18 protein-coding genes and 1 other RNA gene are annotated in these 17069 nt (G+C 62.3%); 10 read left to right on the forward strand and 9 right to left on the reverse strand.

Annotated elements, in window-relative coordinates; genetic code table 11:
• Positions 1-82 precede the first annotated feature (82 nt).
• On the forward strand, positions 83-1186 hold the full coding sequence (gene purM, locus WG900_RS04995) for a phosphoribosylformylglycinamidine cyclo-ligase (protein ID WP_339965192.1): 1104 nt from the start codon (positions 83-85) through the stop codon (positions 1184-1186).
• On the forward strand, positions 1179-2132 hold the full coding sequence (purN, locus tag WG900_RS05000) for a phosphoribosylglycinamide formyltransferase (protein WP_339965194.1): 954 nt from the start codon (positions 1179-1181) through the stop codon (positions 2130-2132). The genes purM and purN overlap by 8 nt, the downstream gene beginning before the upstream one ends.
• Before the next feature lie 12 nt (positions 2133-2144).
• Here the strand turns inward: purN and WG900_RS05005 are convergent, their stop codons facing one another.
• The 6 genes from WG900_RS05005 to WG900_RS05030 form a co-directional block, all read right to left on the reverse strand.
• Positions 2145-2573 carry a DUF3617 domain-containing protein gene (locus tag WG900_RS05005; protein ID WP_339965196.1) on the reverse strand — a complete coding sequence of 143 codons (429 nt, stop codon included), beginning with the start codon at positions 2571-2573 and terminating at the stop codon, positions 2145-2147.
• A 69-nt stretch (positions 2574-2642) separates the two neighbouring features.
• Positions 2643-2888 carry a hypothetical protein gene (locus WG900_RS05010; RefSeq protein WP_339965198.1) on the reverse strand — a complete coding sequence of 82 codons (246 nt, stop codon included), beginning with the start codon at positions 2886-2888 and terminating at the stop codon, positions 2643-2645.
• Positions 2889-2953: 65 nt separating this feature from the next.
• The gene (locus tag WG900_RS05015) at positions 2954-3199 is read right to left on the reverse strand and encodes a YdcH family protein (RefSeq protein WP_339965199.1); all 246 of its coding nucleotides are present in this window, start codon (positions 3197-3199) and stop codon (positions 2954-2956) included.
• A gap of 138 nt (positions 3200-3337) precedes the next feature.
• Complete coding sequence (gene ndk, locus WG900_RS05020) at positions 3338-3760, reverse strand: nucleoside-diphosphate kinase (protein WP_339965200.1); 423 nt, start codon at positions 3758-3760, stop codon at positions 3338-3340.
• A 92-nt stretch (positions 3761-3852) separates the two neighbouring features.
• Positions 3853-4284, reverse strand: a complete 432-nt coding sequence (locus tag WG900_RS05025) for a DNA polymerase III subunit chi (protein ID WP_339965202.1) — start codon at positions 4282-4284, stop codon at positions 3853-3855.
• 14 nt (positions 4285-4298) lie between these two features.
• On the reverse strand, positions 4299-5756 hold the full coding sequence (locus WG900_RS05030) for a leucyl aminopeptidase (protein WP_339965204.1): 1458 nt from the start codon (positions 5754-5756) through the stop codon (positions 4299-4301).
• Positions 5757-5929: 173 nt separating this feature from the next.
• Here WG900_RS05030 and WG900_RS05035 point away from each other — a divergent pair, with 173 nt between their 5' ends.
• The 4 genes from WG900_RS05035 to rsmA all read left to right on the forward strand — a co-directional run bounded on the left by WG900_RS05035 (position 5930) and on the right by rsmA (position 11489).
• Complete coding sequence (locus tag WG900_RS05035) at positions 5930-8161, forward strand: LPS-assembly protein LptD (RefSeq protein WP_339965205.1); 2232 nt, start codon at positions 5930-5932, stop codon at positions 8159-8161.
• Between the two features lie 148 nt (positions 8162-8309).
• A complete protein-coding gene (locus WG900_RS05040; RefSeq protein WP_339965206.1) occupies positions 8310-9659 on the forward strand; it encodes a peptidylprolyl isomerase in 1350 nt (449 codons plus the stop codon).
• Positions 9660-9666: 7 nt separating this feature from the next.
• Positions 9667-10683, forward strand: a complete 1017-nt coding sequence (gene pdxA, locus WG900_RS05045) for a 4-hydroxythreonine-4-phosphate dehydrogenase PdxA (protein WP_339965208.1) — start codon at positions 9667-9669, stop codon at positions 10681-10683.
• Positions 10680-11489 carry a 16S rRNA (adenine(1518)-N(6)/adenine(1519)-N(6))-dimethyltransferase RsmA gene (gene rsmA / locus WG900_RS05050; RefSeq protein ID WP_339965209.1) on the forward strand — a complete coding sequence of 270 codons (810 nt, stop codon included), beginning with the start codon at positions 10680-10682 and terminating at the stop codon, positions 11487-11489. Before pdxA ends, rsmA begins: the two co-directional genes overlap by 4 nt.
• Here rsmA and WG900_RS05055 read toward each other — a convergent pair whose 3' ends face one another.
• Complete coding sequence (locus tag WG900_RS05055) at positions 11490-11960, reverse strand: hypothetical protein (protein ID WP_339965211.1); 471 nt, start codon at positions 11958-11960, stop codon at positions 11490-11492. It abuts the gene before it with no gap.
• Between the two features lie 153 nt (positions 11961-12113).
• On the opposite strand from WG900_RS05055, the gene WG900_RS05060 reads away from it, so the two are divergent.
• From WG900_RS05060 to WG900_RS05075, 4 genes are all read left to right on the forward strand, one after another.
• Entirely contained in the window at positions 12114-13295 is a 1182-nt protein-coding gene (locus WG900_RS05060) for a hydrolase (protein ID WP_339965212.1), read from the forward strand.
• The gene (locus WG900_RS05065) at positions 13292-14323 is read left to right on the forward strand and encodes an arginine N-succinyltransferase (protein WP_339965213.1); all 1032 of its coding nucleotides are present in this window, start codon (positions 13292-13294) and stop codon (positions 14321-14323) included. Before WG900_RS05060 ends, WG900_RS05065 begins: the two co-directional genes overlap by 4 nt.
• Positions 14324-14327: 4 nt before the next feature.
• A complete protein-coding gene (locus WG900_RS05070; RefSeq protein WP_339965214.1) occupies positions 14328-15578 on the forward strand; it encodes an N-succinylarginine dihydrolase in 1251 nt (416 codons plus the stop codon).
• Positions 15579-15695: 117 nt separating this feature from the next.
• Positions 15696-15950 carry a hypothetical protein gene (locus WG900_RS05075; protein WP_339965216.1) on the forward strand — a complete coding sequence of 85 codons (255 nt, stop codon included), beginning with the start codon at positions 15696-15698 and terminating at the stop codon, positions 15948-15950.
• 122 nt (positions 15951-16072) lie between these two features.
• Here the strand turns inward: WG900_RS05075 and ssrA are convergent.
• Positions 16073-16437, reverse strand: a transfer-messenger RNA (tmRNA) gene (gene ssrA, locus WG900_RS05080).
• 48 nt (positions 16438-16485) lie between these two features.
• Positions 16486-16899: a large conductance mechanosensitive channel protein MscL gene (mscL, locus tag WG900_RS05085; protein WP_339965331.1), complete on the reverse strand. Its 414-nt coding sequence runs from the start codon at positions 16897-16899 to the stop codon at positions 16486-16488.
• Positions 16900-17069 lie beyond the last annotated feature (170 nt).

Below are 17069 nucleotides of genomic sequence, written 5' to 3' on the forward strand. Positions count from 1 at the left end.
CGACTGCCATCGGGGAAAACCGAGCGCCTTTTGCCTAATCATCCGTGGAAATCCAAGCGGGAAAAGGTTAGGGGCGCTCGCGATGGAAGATAAAACGCCCCCGAAGAGCTATTCTTACGAGTCTGCCGGCGTCTCGATCGCCGCAGGTAACGCGCTGGTCAAGGCGATTGGCCCGCTTGCGAAAGCCACGGCCCGCCCCGGCGCGGACGCTGAACTTGGCGGGTTTGGGGGCTTTTTCGACCTGAAGGCGGCGGGGTACATGGATCCGCTGCTGGTGGCCGCGAACGATGGCGTCGGCACCAAGGTCAAGCTGGCGATCGATTACGACCGGCATGACCGCATCGGCATCGATCTTGTCGCGATGTGCGTCAACGATCTGATCGTTCAGGGCGCCGAGCCGCTGCTGTTTCTCGATTACTTTGCCACCGGCAAGCTCGACAATGGCGTGGCCGAACGCGTTGTCGCCGGCATAGCCGACGGCTGCAAGCTGGCCGGCTGCGCGCTGATTGGCGGCGAAACGGCGGAAATGCCGGGAATGTATGCCGCAGGTGACTACGATCTCGCCGGCTTCTGCGTTGGCGCAGTTGAGCGCGGCGAGCAATTGACCGGCAGCAAGGTAGCCTCGTGCGACATATTGCTCGGCCTCGCCAGTTCGGGCGTCCACTCCAACGGCTACTCGCTGGTGCGCCGCCTCGCTGAGGACAAGGGCTGGAAGCTGGACCGCCCTGCCCTGTTCGATGCTGACCGACTGCTCATCGACCACCTGATCGAACCGACGCGTATTTATGTGAAGAGCCTGCTTCCGGTGATCCGCGATGGCAAGATCCATGCTCTCGCCCATATTACTGGCGGCGGCCTGCTCGAAAACGTGCCGCGCGTCCTGCCAGAGGGGCTGCACGCCCGCATCGATGCGGGCGCCTGGGAACAACCGCGCCTGATGGCCTTCCTGCAAGCTCAGGGGCATATCGAGCCCGAGGAAATGGCCCGCACCTTCAACTGCGGCATTGGCATGGTGCTGGCCGTTGCTCCCGAAGATGCTGCGGCGGTCAAGGCTGACCTTGAAGCCGCTGGCGAAACCGTTTTCGTGATCGGCGCAATCGAAGACGGAGCACGCGGTTGCACCGTTCAGGGCGCGGACGAAGTCTGGTCATCGCGCGGCAGCTGGGAAGCGATCCACCTTGCCTGAACGGTCAAAGGTTGCCGTCCTCATTTCGGGCAGCGGCACCAATATGGCCGCGCTGCTCTATGCCAGCCGGGCGGAGGACTGCCCCTACGAGATCGTGCTGGTCGCGGCGAATGATCCGGCAGCGGGCGGGCTGAAGCTGGCTGAGGCCGAGGGTGTTCCCACATTCTCCCTGTCGCACAAGGGCATGGCCCGCGCCGACCACGACCGCGCGATGGACGAAGCGATCCGCGCATCCGGCGCAGACTATGTCGCGCTGGCCGGGTACATGCGCATCCTTACACCCGAATTCGTTTCGGGCTGGCAGGGTCGGATGCTCAATATTCACCCCTCGCTGTTGCCGAAATATCCCGGCCTTTACACCCACGACCGCGCCATAGAGGCCGGAGACAGCCACGGCGGCTGCACGGTGCATCTGGTGACAGCAGAACTCGATGACGGCCCGGCGCTCGGCCAGACGCCGGTGGCGATCATTCCCGGCGACACGGCAGATACACTGGCGGCGCGCGTGCTGATCGCCGAACACCAGCTCTATTCGCGCTGCCTCGCCAAGCTCGTGTCGCGCGGTAGCAGCGCCGACTGGCTGCTCACCGAAGTCCGCCGCCGGGCGCTCGCGCTGACCGAGACCGAAGAGCGCGAATCGCACGGTGCGCCGGGTTGGCAGGTCGGCGGCAAATACTTCGCCCATTTCGCCGACCAGCACCACGGTACACCGCATATCGCCCTGCTTGCGCGGACCAGCGGCCCGGACGAACTGGACGGCCTGGTCGAGAGCAACCCCGACGCCTATTTCAGGCCCGCCTATTACGGCGCTTCGGGCTGGGTCGGGGTGATCCTGAACCGTTCGGGACTGGACTGGGAAACGGTCGACGAGTGGCTGGCGCGCAGTTGGCGCAATGTTGCTCCAAAGCGGCTCACCGCTCTGCTGGACGCCGCCGACGCGTTCTGACGTGTTGCCCGCTCAGTTCGAGCAATCGCCTGTGCGTTCGGCGCGAAACGGGATGGGCACTTTCGACAAAAGCGCTGCCGCTGCTTGCGCCTGAGGGTCCTGCGACGCCGTAATCCGCATGTCGATCTTCATCGTGCCTCTGAGCGAAGTTTCGGCAATGGTTCCATCAAAGGTAACGATCGCCTTGCCTGTCGCCAGCTGCTGGTCGAGCACACAGGTTACCGAACCCGTCAGCTGGTTGCCCTTGCGCTCGAACTTCGCCGTCGCACATTCGGGTGCGAGCAAGATGTAGGATCGCACCAGTTTGGTCGGGACATATTCGGGGTCACCCTTGATGCAGCGCTTTGCCTCGGTGGTCTGGGCGATATCGGCGCCGAACATCGGAGCCTTGAAATCCACCAGGTAAGTCCCCGGTTGCATGTCCACCGGTGCCTCGTTCACGGCTTCACTGCCGCAACCAACGAGCGCAAGCGTTGCAATGCCGATGCAGACGCCTTGTACGCGCCGCAATCAGATCTCGCTTTCATCCACCAAGGGGCGGCTTTCCCGCGTGCCGCGATAGACCTTTGCCGGGTCATTCGGATCGCCAGCGATCATCACATGAGCGTCATGCACCTCGACCAGCGTGCCGACGAAGGGAAAGCCCTCAAGACTGCCTGTGACGCGGTAACTTACTGAATCACCAACCTTGAAAGTCTTTTCGTCAAAGTTGAACTCGAAGGGACAGGCCTCGCCTGCACCGCCCATACCATCCATCACCGCACTCCTTTGCCGCGATGATAGTCATTCCGGCGGGTTTGGCAAAGGCCTGCGCAGCCTCTTCAGGCCTTTGCCGCCGAAACGATCGTGGAAATCTCGTCAACCAGCGCAAGACGCTTCTTTTTCAGCGTCTCGGCATAGTCGTCCGAAGGCGTATCGATACCGGCATCGATGCGGTGAATCTCATCGTTCACTTCGTGATAACGCTCGGAAAGCGTGACAAAATGGGGGTTTGCGAGCTTGAGTTCGTGCAGCACGGCGTGGTCTTGTGGGAACACATCGGCCAGAACATGCGGGGTATTGGACATCGGCAATCCTTTGAATGGTATCAGACCGCCCCTCTTTCATCGCTAGCACCTATCCCGACATTGCGGCGTATCAAATCGGCAACAAAAAAGGCCGCCCCGGATGGGACGGCCTTTTGAATTGCGATGGCTTTGGGCCAATCAGCCGACGATTTCTTCCGGCTTGAAGAAGTAGGCGATCTCGATAGCGGCATTCTCTTCCGAGTCCGAACCGTGAACAGTGTTTTCACCAATCGACAGCGCGTGAACCTTGCGGATCGTGCCTTCGGCGGCGTCAGCAGGGTTGGTCGCGCCCATGATGTCGCGGTTGCGGGTCACGGCGTCTTCGCCTTCGAGGACCTGCACGACAACCGGCTCGCTCATCATGAACTCGACAAGTTCGCCGAAGAAGGGACGCTCGCGGTGAACGGCGTAGAAGCCTTCCGCCTGTTCCTTGGTCATGTGGATGCGCTTCGAAGCAACGACGCGAAGGCCGGCTTCTTCAAGCATCGCGGTGACCGCGCCGGTCAGGTTGCGACGGGTGGCGTCGGGCTTGATGATCGAAAAGGTGCGGGTAACCGCCATGGTCTGTTCCTTGACAAGGGTGTTGGTTGATAGGTCCGTTTTCCGGTTGGGCGCGCCCCTAGCCGGGAAAGCGCGCCGCCGCAAGGCAGGGCTCAGCCGGCTTCGATCCAGCGGCCGCCTTCCTGCTTGTTATAGCGGCATTCGATCCCTTCACGCGCCTTGACGTCGCGCCAGCGCAGCCGCGCCGATTCGATCACGCTGCCATCGAAGAAGAACAGCACGCGGGCGAATCCTTCGCTCTCGCGCCACTGGCCATCGGCAAGCGCGAGGATTTGCGCGCCGTTCGCTGGCTCGACCGTTTCGGACAGCAGCACCGGCTGGCGCGCATCATGCACGCCGCCGGCCATGCCATTGGCAAGAAAAGCGCCCTCGCGCGCCCACAGAGCCTCGCCAAAGCGTTGCAGCCGGTCGCGCCCTTCTGCCACCACCAGCATCCGCTGCCCTTGCGCCAGCGCTTTCTGGCCAATCTGGGCAACGGCATCCTCGGCCGAGGATTGCGTCAGGTGATAGAAGTCGACGCGCATCGGCCCTCGCCCGATCAGCCTTCGAGCGTATCGCGCGCGAAGCGGTCAAGCAGGCGAACACCGTATCCGGTCGCGCCCTTTTCCCAAGTCGCGCCGGGCTTGTCGGCCCACACCATGCCGGCAATGTCGAGGTGCGCCCAAGGGGTGCCCTTTTCAACAAAACGCAGCAGGAACTGCGCTGCCGTGATCGAGCCGGCGTACTTGGAGCCCATGTTCTTCATGTCGGCAATCGGGCTGTCGATCATCTTGTCATAAGCGGGGCCCATCGGCAGGCGCCATAAACGCTCGCCAACCTTGTTGCCCGAAGCGAGGATCGAATCGGCCAGCCCATCGTCGTTAGAGAAGATGCCGGCATATTCGTTGCCCAGCGTCGCGATGATCGCGCCGGTCAGCGTCGCAAGATCAAGGATACGCGCAGGCGCGTGATTCTTCTGCACCCAGGTCAGCGCATCGCAAAGGACGAGGCGGCCTTCGGCATCGGTATTGATCACTTCAACCGTCTGGCCGGACATGGTCTTCACAACGTCACCCGGCCGCTGTGCCAAGCCGTCGGGCATGTTCTCAACCAGCCCGCAGACCGCAACGACATTGGCCTTCGCCCCGCGTAGAGCCATCGCGAGCATGGCCCCGGCAACCGCTCCGGCGCCGCCCATGTCCCACTTCATGTCTTCCATTCCGGCACCCGGCTTCAGGCTGATGCCGCCCGTGTCAAAGGTCACGCCCTTGCCGACGAATGCGGTCTTCTTCGCGTCACCGCCGCCGTTCCATTCGATCACCAGCATCCGCGCCGGCCGCGGCGATCCCTGTGCCACGCCCATCAGCGCGCCCATGCCGAGCGCCATCATCTCGGCATCATCGAGCACCGACACCTTGAGCCCTGTGCCTTCGTACCGCTTCTGGCAGCGCGCCACGAAGCTTTCAGGGTAAATGACATTGCCCGGTTCAGTGACCAGTTCGCGGGTGAATTCGACGCCTTCGGCAACGGCCGCTTCAACCTGCCACACGGCTTCGGCACCTTCAGGCGCGCCAACGAACACGGCTTCAACCAGCGAAGGCTTCTGATCGTCCTTCATCGTTGTGCGATACCCATCGTGCCGCCATGCCCGCAGCCGCACGCCCAGCGCGAGGCTGGCGACATCGGCGGGGGTCAGGCCCGAACCGGTGCAATCGACGGTAATCATGGTTTCACCCGAGGTGAGCAGGCGCGCGGTCAGGGCAGCGCCGGCCTTCTCGAGATTGCCGGCACGAGCGCTGTCGCCCGTTTCACCCACGCCAAGAAGAAAAGTCCGGACGATCTTGCCGCCCTCACTAACGAAGCCTTCGAACAGTTGCGCGGCCTTGCCGGCGAACCGCGTTACCTTCGCGCCTTCGGCAATCGCCGGGTCAAGATTGGCCAGCGGTGAATTCTGGTTGACCGGGCGGGCAATGACACGGGCGTCGGCTGTGGGCGCGACGGCAAAAGAAATCTTCATGGAATCTCCGGCTCAAACAGTTTGCGGCAGCCTGCATCTTTCGGCCGCCATCGCGGATTGCAGTTAGGCGCGGGCGGTGCGATAGGCAAGGGATGCTCCCGGCCTTGGTATTACCGCAATCAATCAGGAAAACAGGTGCACACCGCTGGCTGGCCGGCGTAGCTGCACTTGCAATGGCGCTGGGTTTCAGCCCGGCTCATGCTCAGGACGATGCAACTACCTCCACGCCGGTGCGGCCCATCGAACAGGCCGTAAACCCGACCGAGCCTGCGCCCTCGCTGCCGTTTTCGGGCGCAGCGGAAGGCACTGGTCCGATCGGTTTCGAGGCAGACCAGGTCCAGTACGGCTACGAAGATGGAACGGTCACCGCGACGGGGGATGTCGTCTTGCGCCGGTCTGGCCAATCGGTCCGCGCCGATTCGGTCACCTGGAACCAGAAGACAGGGCAGATTGTCGCGAGCGGCAATATCCGCCTGATCGATCAGGACGGGAACCAGCTGTTCACCGACCGCGTCGAGCTGACCGACGAGCTCAAGGCCGGGGCGATGGAGAACCTGCTGATCGCCTTGCGTGAAGGTGGGCGCGTGGCTGCCGAAATGGGCCGACGCGACGAGGCTGGAAATATCATCCTGACCAAGGCGTCCTATACCGGCTGCTCGGTTGAGGATGACAAGGGTTGTCCCAAGTCACCGACATGGCGCGTCAATGCAGCAGAAGTGACTTACGATCCCAACCGCAAGAACCTGAAGTTCCGGGGCGCTAGGATCGAACTGTTCGGCATTTCGCTGTTGCCGCTGCCCGGCCTGATGCTCGCAACCGATGGCCGCGCAATTTCCGGGCTGCTGATCCCGGACGTGCGCCTGTCGGCATCGAACGGCGTGGAAATCAGCGAGGGCTATTACCAGCGCCTTGGCGACAACCGCGACGTCCAGATCAAGGGTCACGTCTTTACCGAAGCCGCGCCGATGATATCAACGCAGTATCGCCAATTGGCTGACAAGGGCGCGTTCCAGATCACCGGCTACATTACCCGCAGCGCGCTGATCCCGGTCGGCACCCCGGGCAGCGTCAGCAAGACCGAGGCGCGCGGCTATCTGTTCGCCAATGGTCGCTTCCAGTTCGATCCCTACTGGAGCCTCACCTCTTCAATCCGCTTGGCAAGCGACCGGACGTTCCTGCGCCGCTATGACATCAGCCGTGACGACCGGCTGCGCTCGACAGTCGAACTGGAGCGGATCACCAACGACAGCTATCTGTCGGTGGCCGGCTGGGCGACCCAGACGCTGCGTGTAGGAGACAGTCAGGGACTGGTGCCGGTTGCCTTCCCGGTAATTGACTATCGCAAGCGCATTCAGGGGATCGGCGGCGGCAAGCTCGAATTGCAGCTCAACTCGCTCGGCATCACGCGCTCGAGCGGACAGGAAACCCAGCGCGCCTTTGCGGGTGCCAAGTGGGACCTGACCCGCATGACCGGCATGGGACAACTGGTCACCCTCACAGGCCTTGTGCGCGGCGACGTCTATCATTCGTCCGACAACGCCCTGACCCAGACGGTTAGCTATCGCGGCAATCCCGGCTGGGAAGCCCGCGGCATCGCTACCGCCGCGATCGACGTGAAGTGGCCACTGGTCGGCAAGTTCATGAACGGCACACAAGTCCTCACCCCGCGCTTCCAGATTGTCGCCAGCCCGACGATCAAGAACCTCGCCGTTCCGAACGAGGATGCCCGAGCCATTGATCTTGAGGACTCGAACCTGTTCGCCCTCAATCGTTTCCCCGGCTACGACCGAATCGAAGACGGCGTTCGGTTCGTTTACGGCGTCGATTGGCATTGGCAGGCACCCGGCTGGCGGATCAATTCGACCATTGGCCAGTCCTACAGCCTGACCAGCAAGCCCACGCTGTTCCCCGATGGCACCGGACTTTCCAGCCGGTCATCGGACGTTGTCGGCCGCACCGAAGTCCGCTTCCGCGATTTCGTGAAGCTCACGCATCGCTTCCGGGTCGACAAGGACAGTCTGGCGATCCGCCGCAACGAATTCGACGCGACGGTCGGCAGCGCGCGGACTTATGCCGAGGTCGGATACCTGCGGTTGAACCGTGACATAACCACGGTCGAGGATCTTCAGGACCGCGAGGAACTGCGCTTTTCGGCGCGCGCGGCGATCAACAAGAACTGGTCGGTGTTTGGCGCCGGCGTGGTCAACCTGACCGACCGCAACGAAGATCCGCTCAACACGTCGGACGGTTGGCAGCCGCTGCGGACACGCCTTGGCGTGGCTTATGAAGACGATTGTCTTGAACTGGCCCTGACGTGGCGGCGCGATTTCGTAGCCACGGGCGATGCGCGGCGCGGAAATACGTTCCAGGTCTATTTCGCCCTGCGGAACCTGGGCATTCGTTAGGCGCGCGTTAGTCAGGTGTTTCCACGGGCTGACAAAGCCGCTATCGCGCCTGCGACAATGCTCAGCTAAGGTTCAGCCGACCGGCTGCACGAGCTCGGGCAGGCTTTGGGGGCAGCTTTTGCCTGCCGCAGACGGGAATTGAACAACGGTGATTACTGCTTCTCGCTTTGCCCGTTACGGGCGTTCTATTCTGGCCATATCCATCGCAACCGCAGGCGTTGCGGCGATTGCCCAGGATGCCGGCGAAGCCACGCGCGGTAGCATTACCGTGCCGGATAACATTCAGATCTTCGGCAAGAATGATCCGAACAACCGCCGCGCGACGGCAATCGTCAATGGTGACATCATCACTGGCACCGAAGTGGACCAGCGCGTAGCGCTCGTCGTGTCGGCGAACCAGGGCAAGATCCAGCCCGAGGAAATGGAACGGCTTCGCCTCCAGATCCTGCGCAACCTGATCGATGAAACCCTGCAGATCCAGGAAGCCCGGGCGCAGGAACTCGACGTCAAGGACAGCGAAGTCGATGCGTCCTACGCGCGTCTTTCGCAGCAGAATTTCCCGCAGAATCCCAAGGGCATGGACGCCTATCTGACGCGCATCGGATCTTCGCCCGCGTCGCTGAAGCGGCAGATCAAGGGCGAGCTTTCGTGGAACAACCTGCTGCGCCGCAACGTCCACCCCTTCGTCAACGTCTCGCAGGAAGAGGTGAAGGAAGCCATGGAACGCCTCAAGGCGGCTAAGGGCACCGAGGAATACCACATCGGCGAAATCTTCCTTGCCGCAACGCCTGAAAGCCAGGCCGCTGTCTATGAGAACGCCAAGAAGATCGTCGAGCAGGTCAAGGCAGGCGCCAGCTTCTCGGCCATGGCCCGCACTTATTCGGAAGCGTCGACGAAAAGCGTTGGCGGCGATCTCGGCTGGATTCGTCTGGCCCAACTGCCCACCGAACTCAGCACGGCAGCAGCCGGCCTTCAGCCCGGCCAGTTGGTCGGCCCAGTCCAGATTCCGGGCGGGTTCTCGGTCCTGGTGTTGATTGACAAGCGCGCCGTGCTGACCGCCGATCCGCGTGATGCGCTGCTTTCGCTCAAGCAGATTTCGATCGATTTCCCCGCCGGCACCTCCGACGCCGATGCCAGCAAGCGCGCCAGCGACTTTGCCACCGCGATCAGGGGCGCCAAAGGCTGCGGCAATGTTGACGCCGTAGCCAAATCGATTGGCGCCACCGTGGTCGAAAACGACCAGGTCAAGGCGCGCGACCTGCCCGGTCCGCTGCAGGAAACCCTTCTCAGGCTGTCGCTGGGTGAAACATCGCCGCCGTTCGGTTCGGTCCAGGAAGGCGTGCGCATGCTCATGCTCTGCGGCCGTGACGATCCTCAGGTCGACGCCGGTCCGAAGTTCGAGGACATGATGTCGCAGCTTGAAGATGACCGCGTGAATAAGCGTGCTCAGGCCTATCTGCGCGATCTTCGCCGCGATGCGGTGATCGAATACAATTAATGCAATGATGACCCCGTTTGCGGATTCGCCCCTGGCAGTCTCCTTGGGCGATCCGGCGGGTGTCGGACCCGAAGTGATTGCGGCTGCCTGGTTGCGGCGCGAATGTGCGGAATTGCGTCCTTTCTTCGTCGCCGGAGGACGCGATGTGCTGGACCAAGTTGGCCTGACACTGGCGTCAGCCTTCTCAGTCATTCCGATCGAAGACCCCGCCGAGGCCGCCGTGGCCTTTGCTCACGGTCTACCCGTGCTCGGAGCATTGGGTGGCCCTTGGAGGCCCGGCGAGCCCGACACCGACGGCTCATGGCTGGCGTACGATTCTCTCAAATGGGCCGCCGCAATGGCCCGGGGCGGTCAGGCTTCAGGCATGGTGACCGGCCCTGTGGCCAAGGCGCGGCTCTCTGAAATCGGCTTCGAATACCCTGGACAAACGGAATTCGTTGCTGCGGCCTGCGGCGTTAATGCCGATAACGCAGTCATGATGCTCGCCGGACCCAGTTTGCGCACCGTACCGCTCACCATTCATGTCGCTTTGGCAGATGTGCCGGGGCTGATCAGCACCGCGTTGATTGTCCGCAAGGCGCGGATCGTTGCCGAGGCCTTGAACCGCGACTTCGGCATCGCTGCGCCGCGCATTGCGATTGCCGCGCTTAACCCGCATGCCGGCGAGGAAGGCCGGATGGGTGAGGAGGACACCACCATCGTCGCACCGGCCATAGCGGAATTGCGCGAGATCGGCATAGACGCCACCGGCCCGCATCCCGCCGACGCGCTGTTCACACCCCGGTCGCGCCAGACCTTTGACGTTGCTCTCTGCATGTATCACGATCAGGCCCTGATCCCGATCAAGGCGCTCAATTTCGACGAGGGCGTCAACGTAACTCTCGGCCTGCCGATTGTGCGGACTTCGCCCGATCACGGCACGGCTTTCGGCATCGCAGGCAAGGGCATAGCCGATCCCGGAGCGATGATCGCGGCGATCCGCATGGCCGGCGAAATGGCGCATCGCCGGGCGGCGCGGGCATGACGCTGCCACCGCTCCGCGAGGTTATCAATCGCCACGGCCTGATCGCATCGAAGGCGCTCGGCCAGAATTTCCTGCTCGACGAACAACTGCTCAGTCGCATTGCTGCGATTCCAGGCAAGCTGCAGGGCCAGCAGGTTCTCGAGATCGGGCCCGGCCCCGGCGGCCTCACCCGCGCCCTCCTCCGCGCCGGCGCGATGGTCACAGCGATCGAGATGGACAAGCGCTGCTTTCCTGCGCTGGCTGAACTTGGCGAGTCCTTTCCCGGCCAGCTGCGCGTGATCGAGGGCGATGCGACCAAGGTCGATCATGGCATCGAAGGGCCATATCACGTCGTCGCCAACTTGCCGTACAATGTTGGGACAGCGCTTTTCGTTGGCTGGCTTTCCGGTGAGAGCTGGCCGCCGCGCTGGTCTTCGCTCACACTGATGTTCCAGCAGGAAGTGGCGGAACGGATCATCGCGGACACTGGCAGCAATGCCTTTGGCCGCCTCGCCGTACTGGCCCAGTGGCGAGCGAAACCGCGTATCGCGATGAAAGTGCATCGCAGCGCTTTCACCCCGCCGCCCAAGGTCATGTCGGCAGTGATCCATGTCGAACCGGCTGAAATGCCTGAGGGCGTATCTGCCCGCATGCTCGAACGCGTCACCGAAGCCGCCTTTGGCCAGCGCCGCAAGATGCTGCGGCAAAGCCTCAAGGGCCTGCCCGGTGCCCTCGCTGCGCTTGAGACCATCGGAATCGATGCGCAGCGGCGCGCTGAAACCTTGTCAGTAGCGGAATTCGTAGCGCTCGCCCGCGAACTTGGCTGATCAATGCGCGAGGAAGCGCGATATGTCGTCGAGCGCGCCTACCGAACCCCTGACCAGATCGAACAGAAGCCAGGCGCCGATGGCCATCAAACCGATGGCCACCACGAACTGCATTCGGTTGGCGATAAACCGGCTCCAGTCGAGCGCCACGGCCGGGGATCGCCGCGCACGGACTGCCTGCGCACGCTTGAGGTCGAGCGAACCGGTTTCTCCGGCGATCAACGCCAGCACATCGATCCGTTCGCGAAAGCGCAGGCCCATACGGCGCCCCTTGCTCCATTCGACTTGCCCGAACAGCGTGTGACCATTGACGAGAATGTCGATCATCTCCCCCCGCGCTGGCGGCTGAGCGAGCGTCAACAAAAGACCGCGTGACGAGGCATCGAGCACGCAGACATCACGCGCAAAGCCGCTGCCATGCAGCCTGCCGCGCATCAGCACCTTGTGCCTTGGCTCGATCCGGTCCTTCATGCCGGGTTCCCCTCCCCTGCAAAGCTCGGCGTTTAGCGCCAGTCGAGCAAACAAGTGGTAAATGCAGGCAATCCGACTGGCCCGGTTTGATCCCTCGCGCACAAGCGGTTAGGGTGGTTTCAGATGCAACATCTTTCCCAAACTGAAACCCGCATGATTGCTGGCATCGACGCGGCCGCAATGCTGGCCCGGATCGCGCGCTGGTGCGCGATCAACACTGGTACGGGCAACCTGTCAGGCCTTGGCGTGCTGTCGAAAGAGCTGGCTGCGGCGCTGGCCTTGCTTCCCGGCTCCGTGCGCTGCGTCGATGGCGCATCGACGCCATATATCGATGTAGAAGGACGCGAGATGGAGCGCCAATTCGGGCAGCACCTCCTGCTTTCGGTTCGTCCGGGAGCAAACCGGCGGGTCCTGCTCACCGGCCACATGGACACGGTGTTTCCTGTCGATCACCCATTCCAGACGCTGAGATGGCTCGATGCCGGAACCCTCAATGGCCCGGGAGTGGCCGACATGAAGGGCGGTATCGCGGTGATGCTGGCTGCGCTGGCCGCCTTTGAAACCACCCCGCGCGCATCCCAAATCGGCTATGACGTGCTGCTCAATTCGGATGAGGAGGTCGGTAGCCCTTCGTCAGCGCCGCTCATTGCCGAACTCGCGGCGGGCAAGCTGGCAGCTTTGACTTTCGAACCCGCCGCCTTGCCCGATGGCACGCTTGCCGGCGAACGGGCGGGTAGCGGTAATTACTGCGTGATCATTCACGGCAAGTCTGCCCACGCCGGACGCAATCCGCAGGATGGCCGCAATGCAATAGTGGCGGCAGCAGCACTCGTTCTGGCGCTCAAGGCGCTCGAAGGCGCCGGGATCAGTGTCAATCCGGCGCGGATTGATGGCGGGAGTGCCAACAATGTCGTGCCCGATCTTGCGGTGGTCAGGTTCAACATCCGTCCGCAAACAAGCGCCGATGCCGATGACTTCGAGCGCGAGCTAGAGCACTTGATCGCCACCATCGCAGCCGATCACGACGTTACGATCCACCGCCATGGTGGGCTCAGCCGGCCACCCAAGCCAATGGACCCGCCGGCGCAGCGCCTGTTCGAACTTGTCCGCGATTGCGGGGCAGCGCTGGGGCAGGACATTCGCTGGCAGAGGTCCGGCGGGGTCTGTGACGGCAACAATATTGCCGCCTGCGGGGTACCAGTCGTCGATACGCTCGGCGTGCGGGGCGGCGCGATTCACTCGCCCGATGAATATCTGATCGTCGCCAGTCTGGCGGAACGCGCAGCGCTGTCCGCCCTCATCCTCTCGCGCCTTTCCGATGGAGCCATGTCATGAGTTTTGTCATCCGCGCTGCCACTGCAAGCGATCTGCAACACCTCTACGAGATGGCCAAACGGACTGGCGGTGGGTTCACCAACCTGCCGCCCGATCGAAAGGCGCTCGGCACCAAGCTCGGACGCTCGGCAGCAGCATTTGATCGCACCGAAGAGGCGGTCGGGGACGATCTGTTCGTCTTCGTGCTGGAGAACACCGAGACAGGTGAAGTCCGCGGGACTTGCCAGATCTTTTCCGCCGTCGGTCTCAAGTGGCCGTTCTATTCCTACCGCATCGGCGCGCTGACCCAGCACAGCGAGGAATTGGGCCGCACTTTCCGCGCCGACATTCTCAACCTGTCGACCGACCTTGAAGGCGCGAGCGAAGTTGGCGGCCTGTTCCTTCATCCCGGTGAGCGCGCCGGCGGGCTTGGCCTGTTGATCGCCCGCAGCCGCTACCTTTTCATGCGCGCACACCGCAGCCGCTTTGCTGATCGCACGCTGGCCGAGCTGCGTGGCGTGATTGACGAAGCCGGCGGCTCACCCTTCTGGGACGGGGTTGCCGGGCGTTTCTTTGGCATGAACTTCCAGGACGCGGACGAATTCAACGCCAAATTCGGCAACCAGTTCATCGCTGACCTCATGCCCAAGCACCCGGTCTATATTGCCATGTTGTCCGATCACGCCCGCTCGGTCATTGGCGTGCCGCACCCCTCAGGCCGCGCGGCGATGCGGATGCTTGAGGAAGAAGGCTTTGCTTGGGAAAACTACATCGACATCTTCGATGGCGGCCCGACGATGACCGTCCGGACCGACCAGATCCATTCGATCCGCGAGGCCAAGGACGCGCAGGTCATCGCCATTTCCGACGAACTTGGCGAACACCGGCGCGGCGAAAAGCGCCTGCTCGCCACCGGCAAGCTCGCCGGTTTCCGAACGGCGTACGGCTGGACCGAGCCCAGCGGCGACGGCATCGCTATCGACAGACAAAGTGCGCGTGCCCTAGGGGTTGAGCCGGGTCAGTCTGTGACACACGTGGCGAGGTGGTAGGGCGATGGCGCTGGTGGAAATCAATTTCGATGGCCTGATCGGGCCGAGCCATAATTACGCCGGGCTCAGCTATGGCAACCTTGCCGCGACCCGCCATGCCGGACAGGCTTCGCAGCCGCGCGCCGCTGCCTTGCAAGGTCTGGAAAAGATGCGGCACAACATGGCGCTGGGTCTGCCGCAGGGCTTTCTTGTCCCCCTGCCACGGCCCAATTACACCTATCTTGCCGCGCTCAACGCTCGGCCAGAGACGGACGACGTGCTCACCGCCATTGCGTGGTCAGCCAGCTCGATGTGGACGGCCAACGCCGCAACCGTATCGCCGGCGCCCGATACCGCTGATGGCCGCTGCCACATTACCCCGGCCAACCTCGTTTCCATGCCGCACCGGGCGCAGGAATGGCCAGATACCCTCCGCCAACTGGCGATTGCCTTTGCTAGTCGGCCCCACTTTGCCCTGCACCCGCCGGTGCCTCCCAGCTTCGGCGATGAAGGCGCGGCGAACCATATGCGGATGACCGCCGCACACGACCAGCCCGGCATCGAGATCTTCGTCTATGGCCGCACGGGCGGGAAATTTCCGGCCCGCCAGCATGAACAGGCGAGCCGCGCCGTCGCACGCGGGCATCTGCTCGATCCGGAACGCGCGCTGTTCGTCGAACAGAACCCCGACGCCATCGCCGCCGGCGCGTTCCACAACGATGTCGTTGCCGTCGCCAATGAGCATGTGCTGTTCTGCCATGAACTGGCCTTCGCCGATCCCAAAGGCACTTACAGCGCTATTCGCGATATGCTCCCCGAGGCGGAAATCGTCGTGGTACCAGATAACGAAGTCAGTCTGGCGGACGCCATCGCATCGTACCTGTTCAACGCGCAGCTGGTCTCGCTGCCGCCTGGCGGCATGGCGCTGATCGTTCCATCTGAATGCCATGAACAGCCAGCCACCCGCGCTTACATCGACCGTCTGGCCGCCAGCAATGGCCCGATCCGGCAAGTCATACACGTCGATGTCCGGCAATCTATGGCCAATGGCGGCGGCCCGGCATGCCTGCGCCTGCGCGTGGTTGCTGATCCGGTGACGGTCGATCCCCGCTTCCTGCTGGACGAGGCCAAGGCCGATGCCATCGAGGCGGTTATTGCGAAACATTGGCCCGAACAGATCGAACCTTTCGACCTGCAGTTCGTTTCGCTCGAGGAAACGGTGGTCGAGGCACGTCGGGCGCTTCTCGCCACGCTTGGTCTCGAACAGCTGGCGTGAATGTTACTCTGTCGGTAAGCTTTACACTTAAGCTGTCCTTAACCATCGCAGACCTCGCGAAACAGGCGTTGGCACGAAGGTTGCGGATAGTCATACAAGTGTAAAAAGGGATTGCGGATGTATCGTAAGGTTGCCCGGTTGTTCACCATCAAGACCCGGGTCGAAGCTTTCCTGATCATCTATGCGCTTGCGCTCGGCGCCTGCTCGCGCGGAGTTCACTATCTTGACCAGTTCCCCGGCTATGGCGGCTGGATGCTGTTCCTCGCCTGCTCGGGCGCCGTGTTCATGGCAGGCGGCAAGGTGCTCGACTGTCTGAAGTATGAGAAGGCCGCACGCGAGGCGCAGGCCTCACAAGTCACACAAAACAGCTGATCTTAAAATAAGTGGGTTGGTTCTGTTGCCCGGCCCACGCGTTTGACGTTTCGGACGGTCCAGGCAGTTGGCCCGGTGCAAAATAGTGGGGTGGTTCTGTTGCCCGGCCCACCCCGGGCCGCTGGAATCCGTTCTGTTGCCCGGTCGGTCCAACCGCGCTTTAGCTTTGTAAATTCAGGGCGTTAACCCATCACATTACGCAGCAAGAGCGAGTGCTTCGTTATCGTTGGCACTTGTGTGTTGTGAGCCTTGAAGCGGGTTACTCAGCCCGAGCAAAAACTGCGCTTTTCAATACACGTCGATCCTAGTTCGGCCCCGTCATTACCCTTGCGATAACAAGGCCCCTGATCAGATCAGGGTAGTAATGGTGGAGCCGCCGGGTACCGCCCCCGGGTCCGCTGCATCTATTGCACGCAACAATTTATCGCCATAGCCGGGCGAACCCGGCAAGGCCGATATAGGGAGTACCTGCGCAAAAGAAAAGGGGCGGCAACCTCTCAAGGCGCCGCCCCAGTCGCTCAGAAAGCGATTTGCCTTATTTTTTCAACGCATCGCGGATTTCTGTCAAGAGATCGACTTCGCTCGGGCCGGCCGGTGCGGCAGGCGCAGGTGGGTTCATGCGGTTTGCGAACTTCACCAGCTGGAAGATCACGAAAGCCAAGATCAGGAAGTTGATGACCACGCTGATCAGGTCGCCCCAGGCGAGCACATTGGCACCAGCTTCGCGAGCTGCCGCCAGCGACATCCCCTCGGTCACCTTGTCACCGCCACCCAGCACTGTGTAGTGGCTGGAAAAGTCGGTATCGCCAACAATCGCGCTGATCAGCGGCATGATGATATCGTCGGTCAAAGCGGTCACGATCTTGCCGAAAGCGGCACCAATGATGACGCCGACGGCAAGGTCCATGACATTGCCCTTGTTCACGAACTCCTTGAATTCACTCAGCATACCCATAATGCGTCCCCCTCAGCCGCCCCACGCGGCTCCATGGCCATTTACCACCTGTTAACGCTGCCATCTTGGCCGATGTTGTCAAGTAAACCTTGATAACCAGAATGTTCGTGGGCACCGCTTGAACTGCGCTGCAGGCCCTCTACATTCGGATGCACCAGCGGCCC

This window comes from Novosphingobium aquae (assembly GCF_037572715.1).
Taxonomy (GTDB): Bacteria; Pseudomonadota; Alphaproteobacteria; order Sphingomonadales; family Sphingomonadaceae; genus Novosphingobium; species Novosphingobium aquae.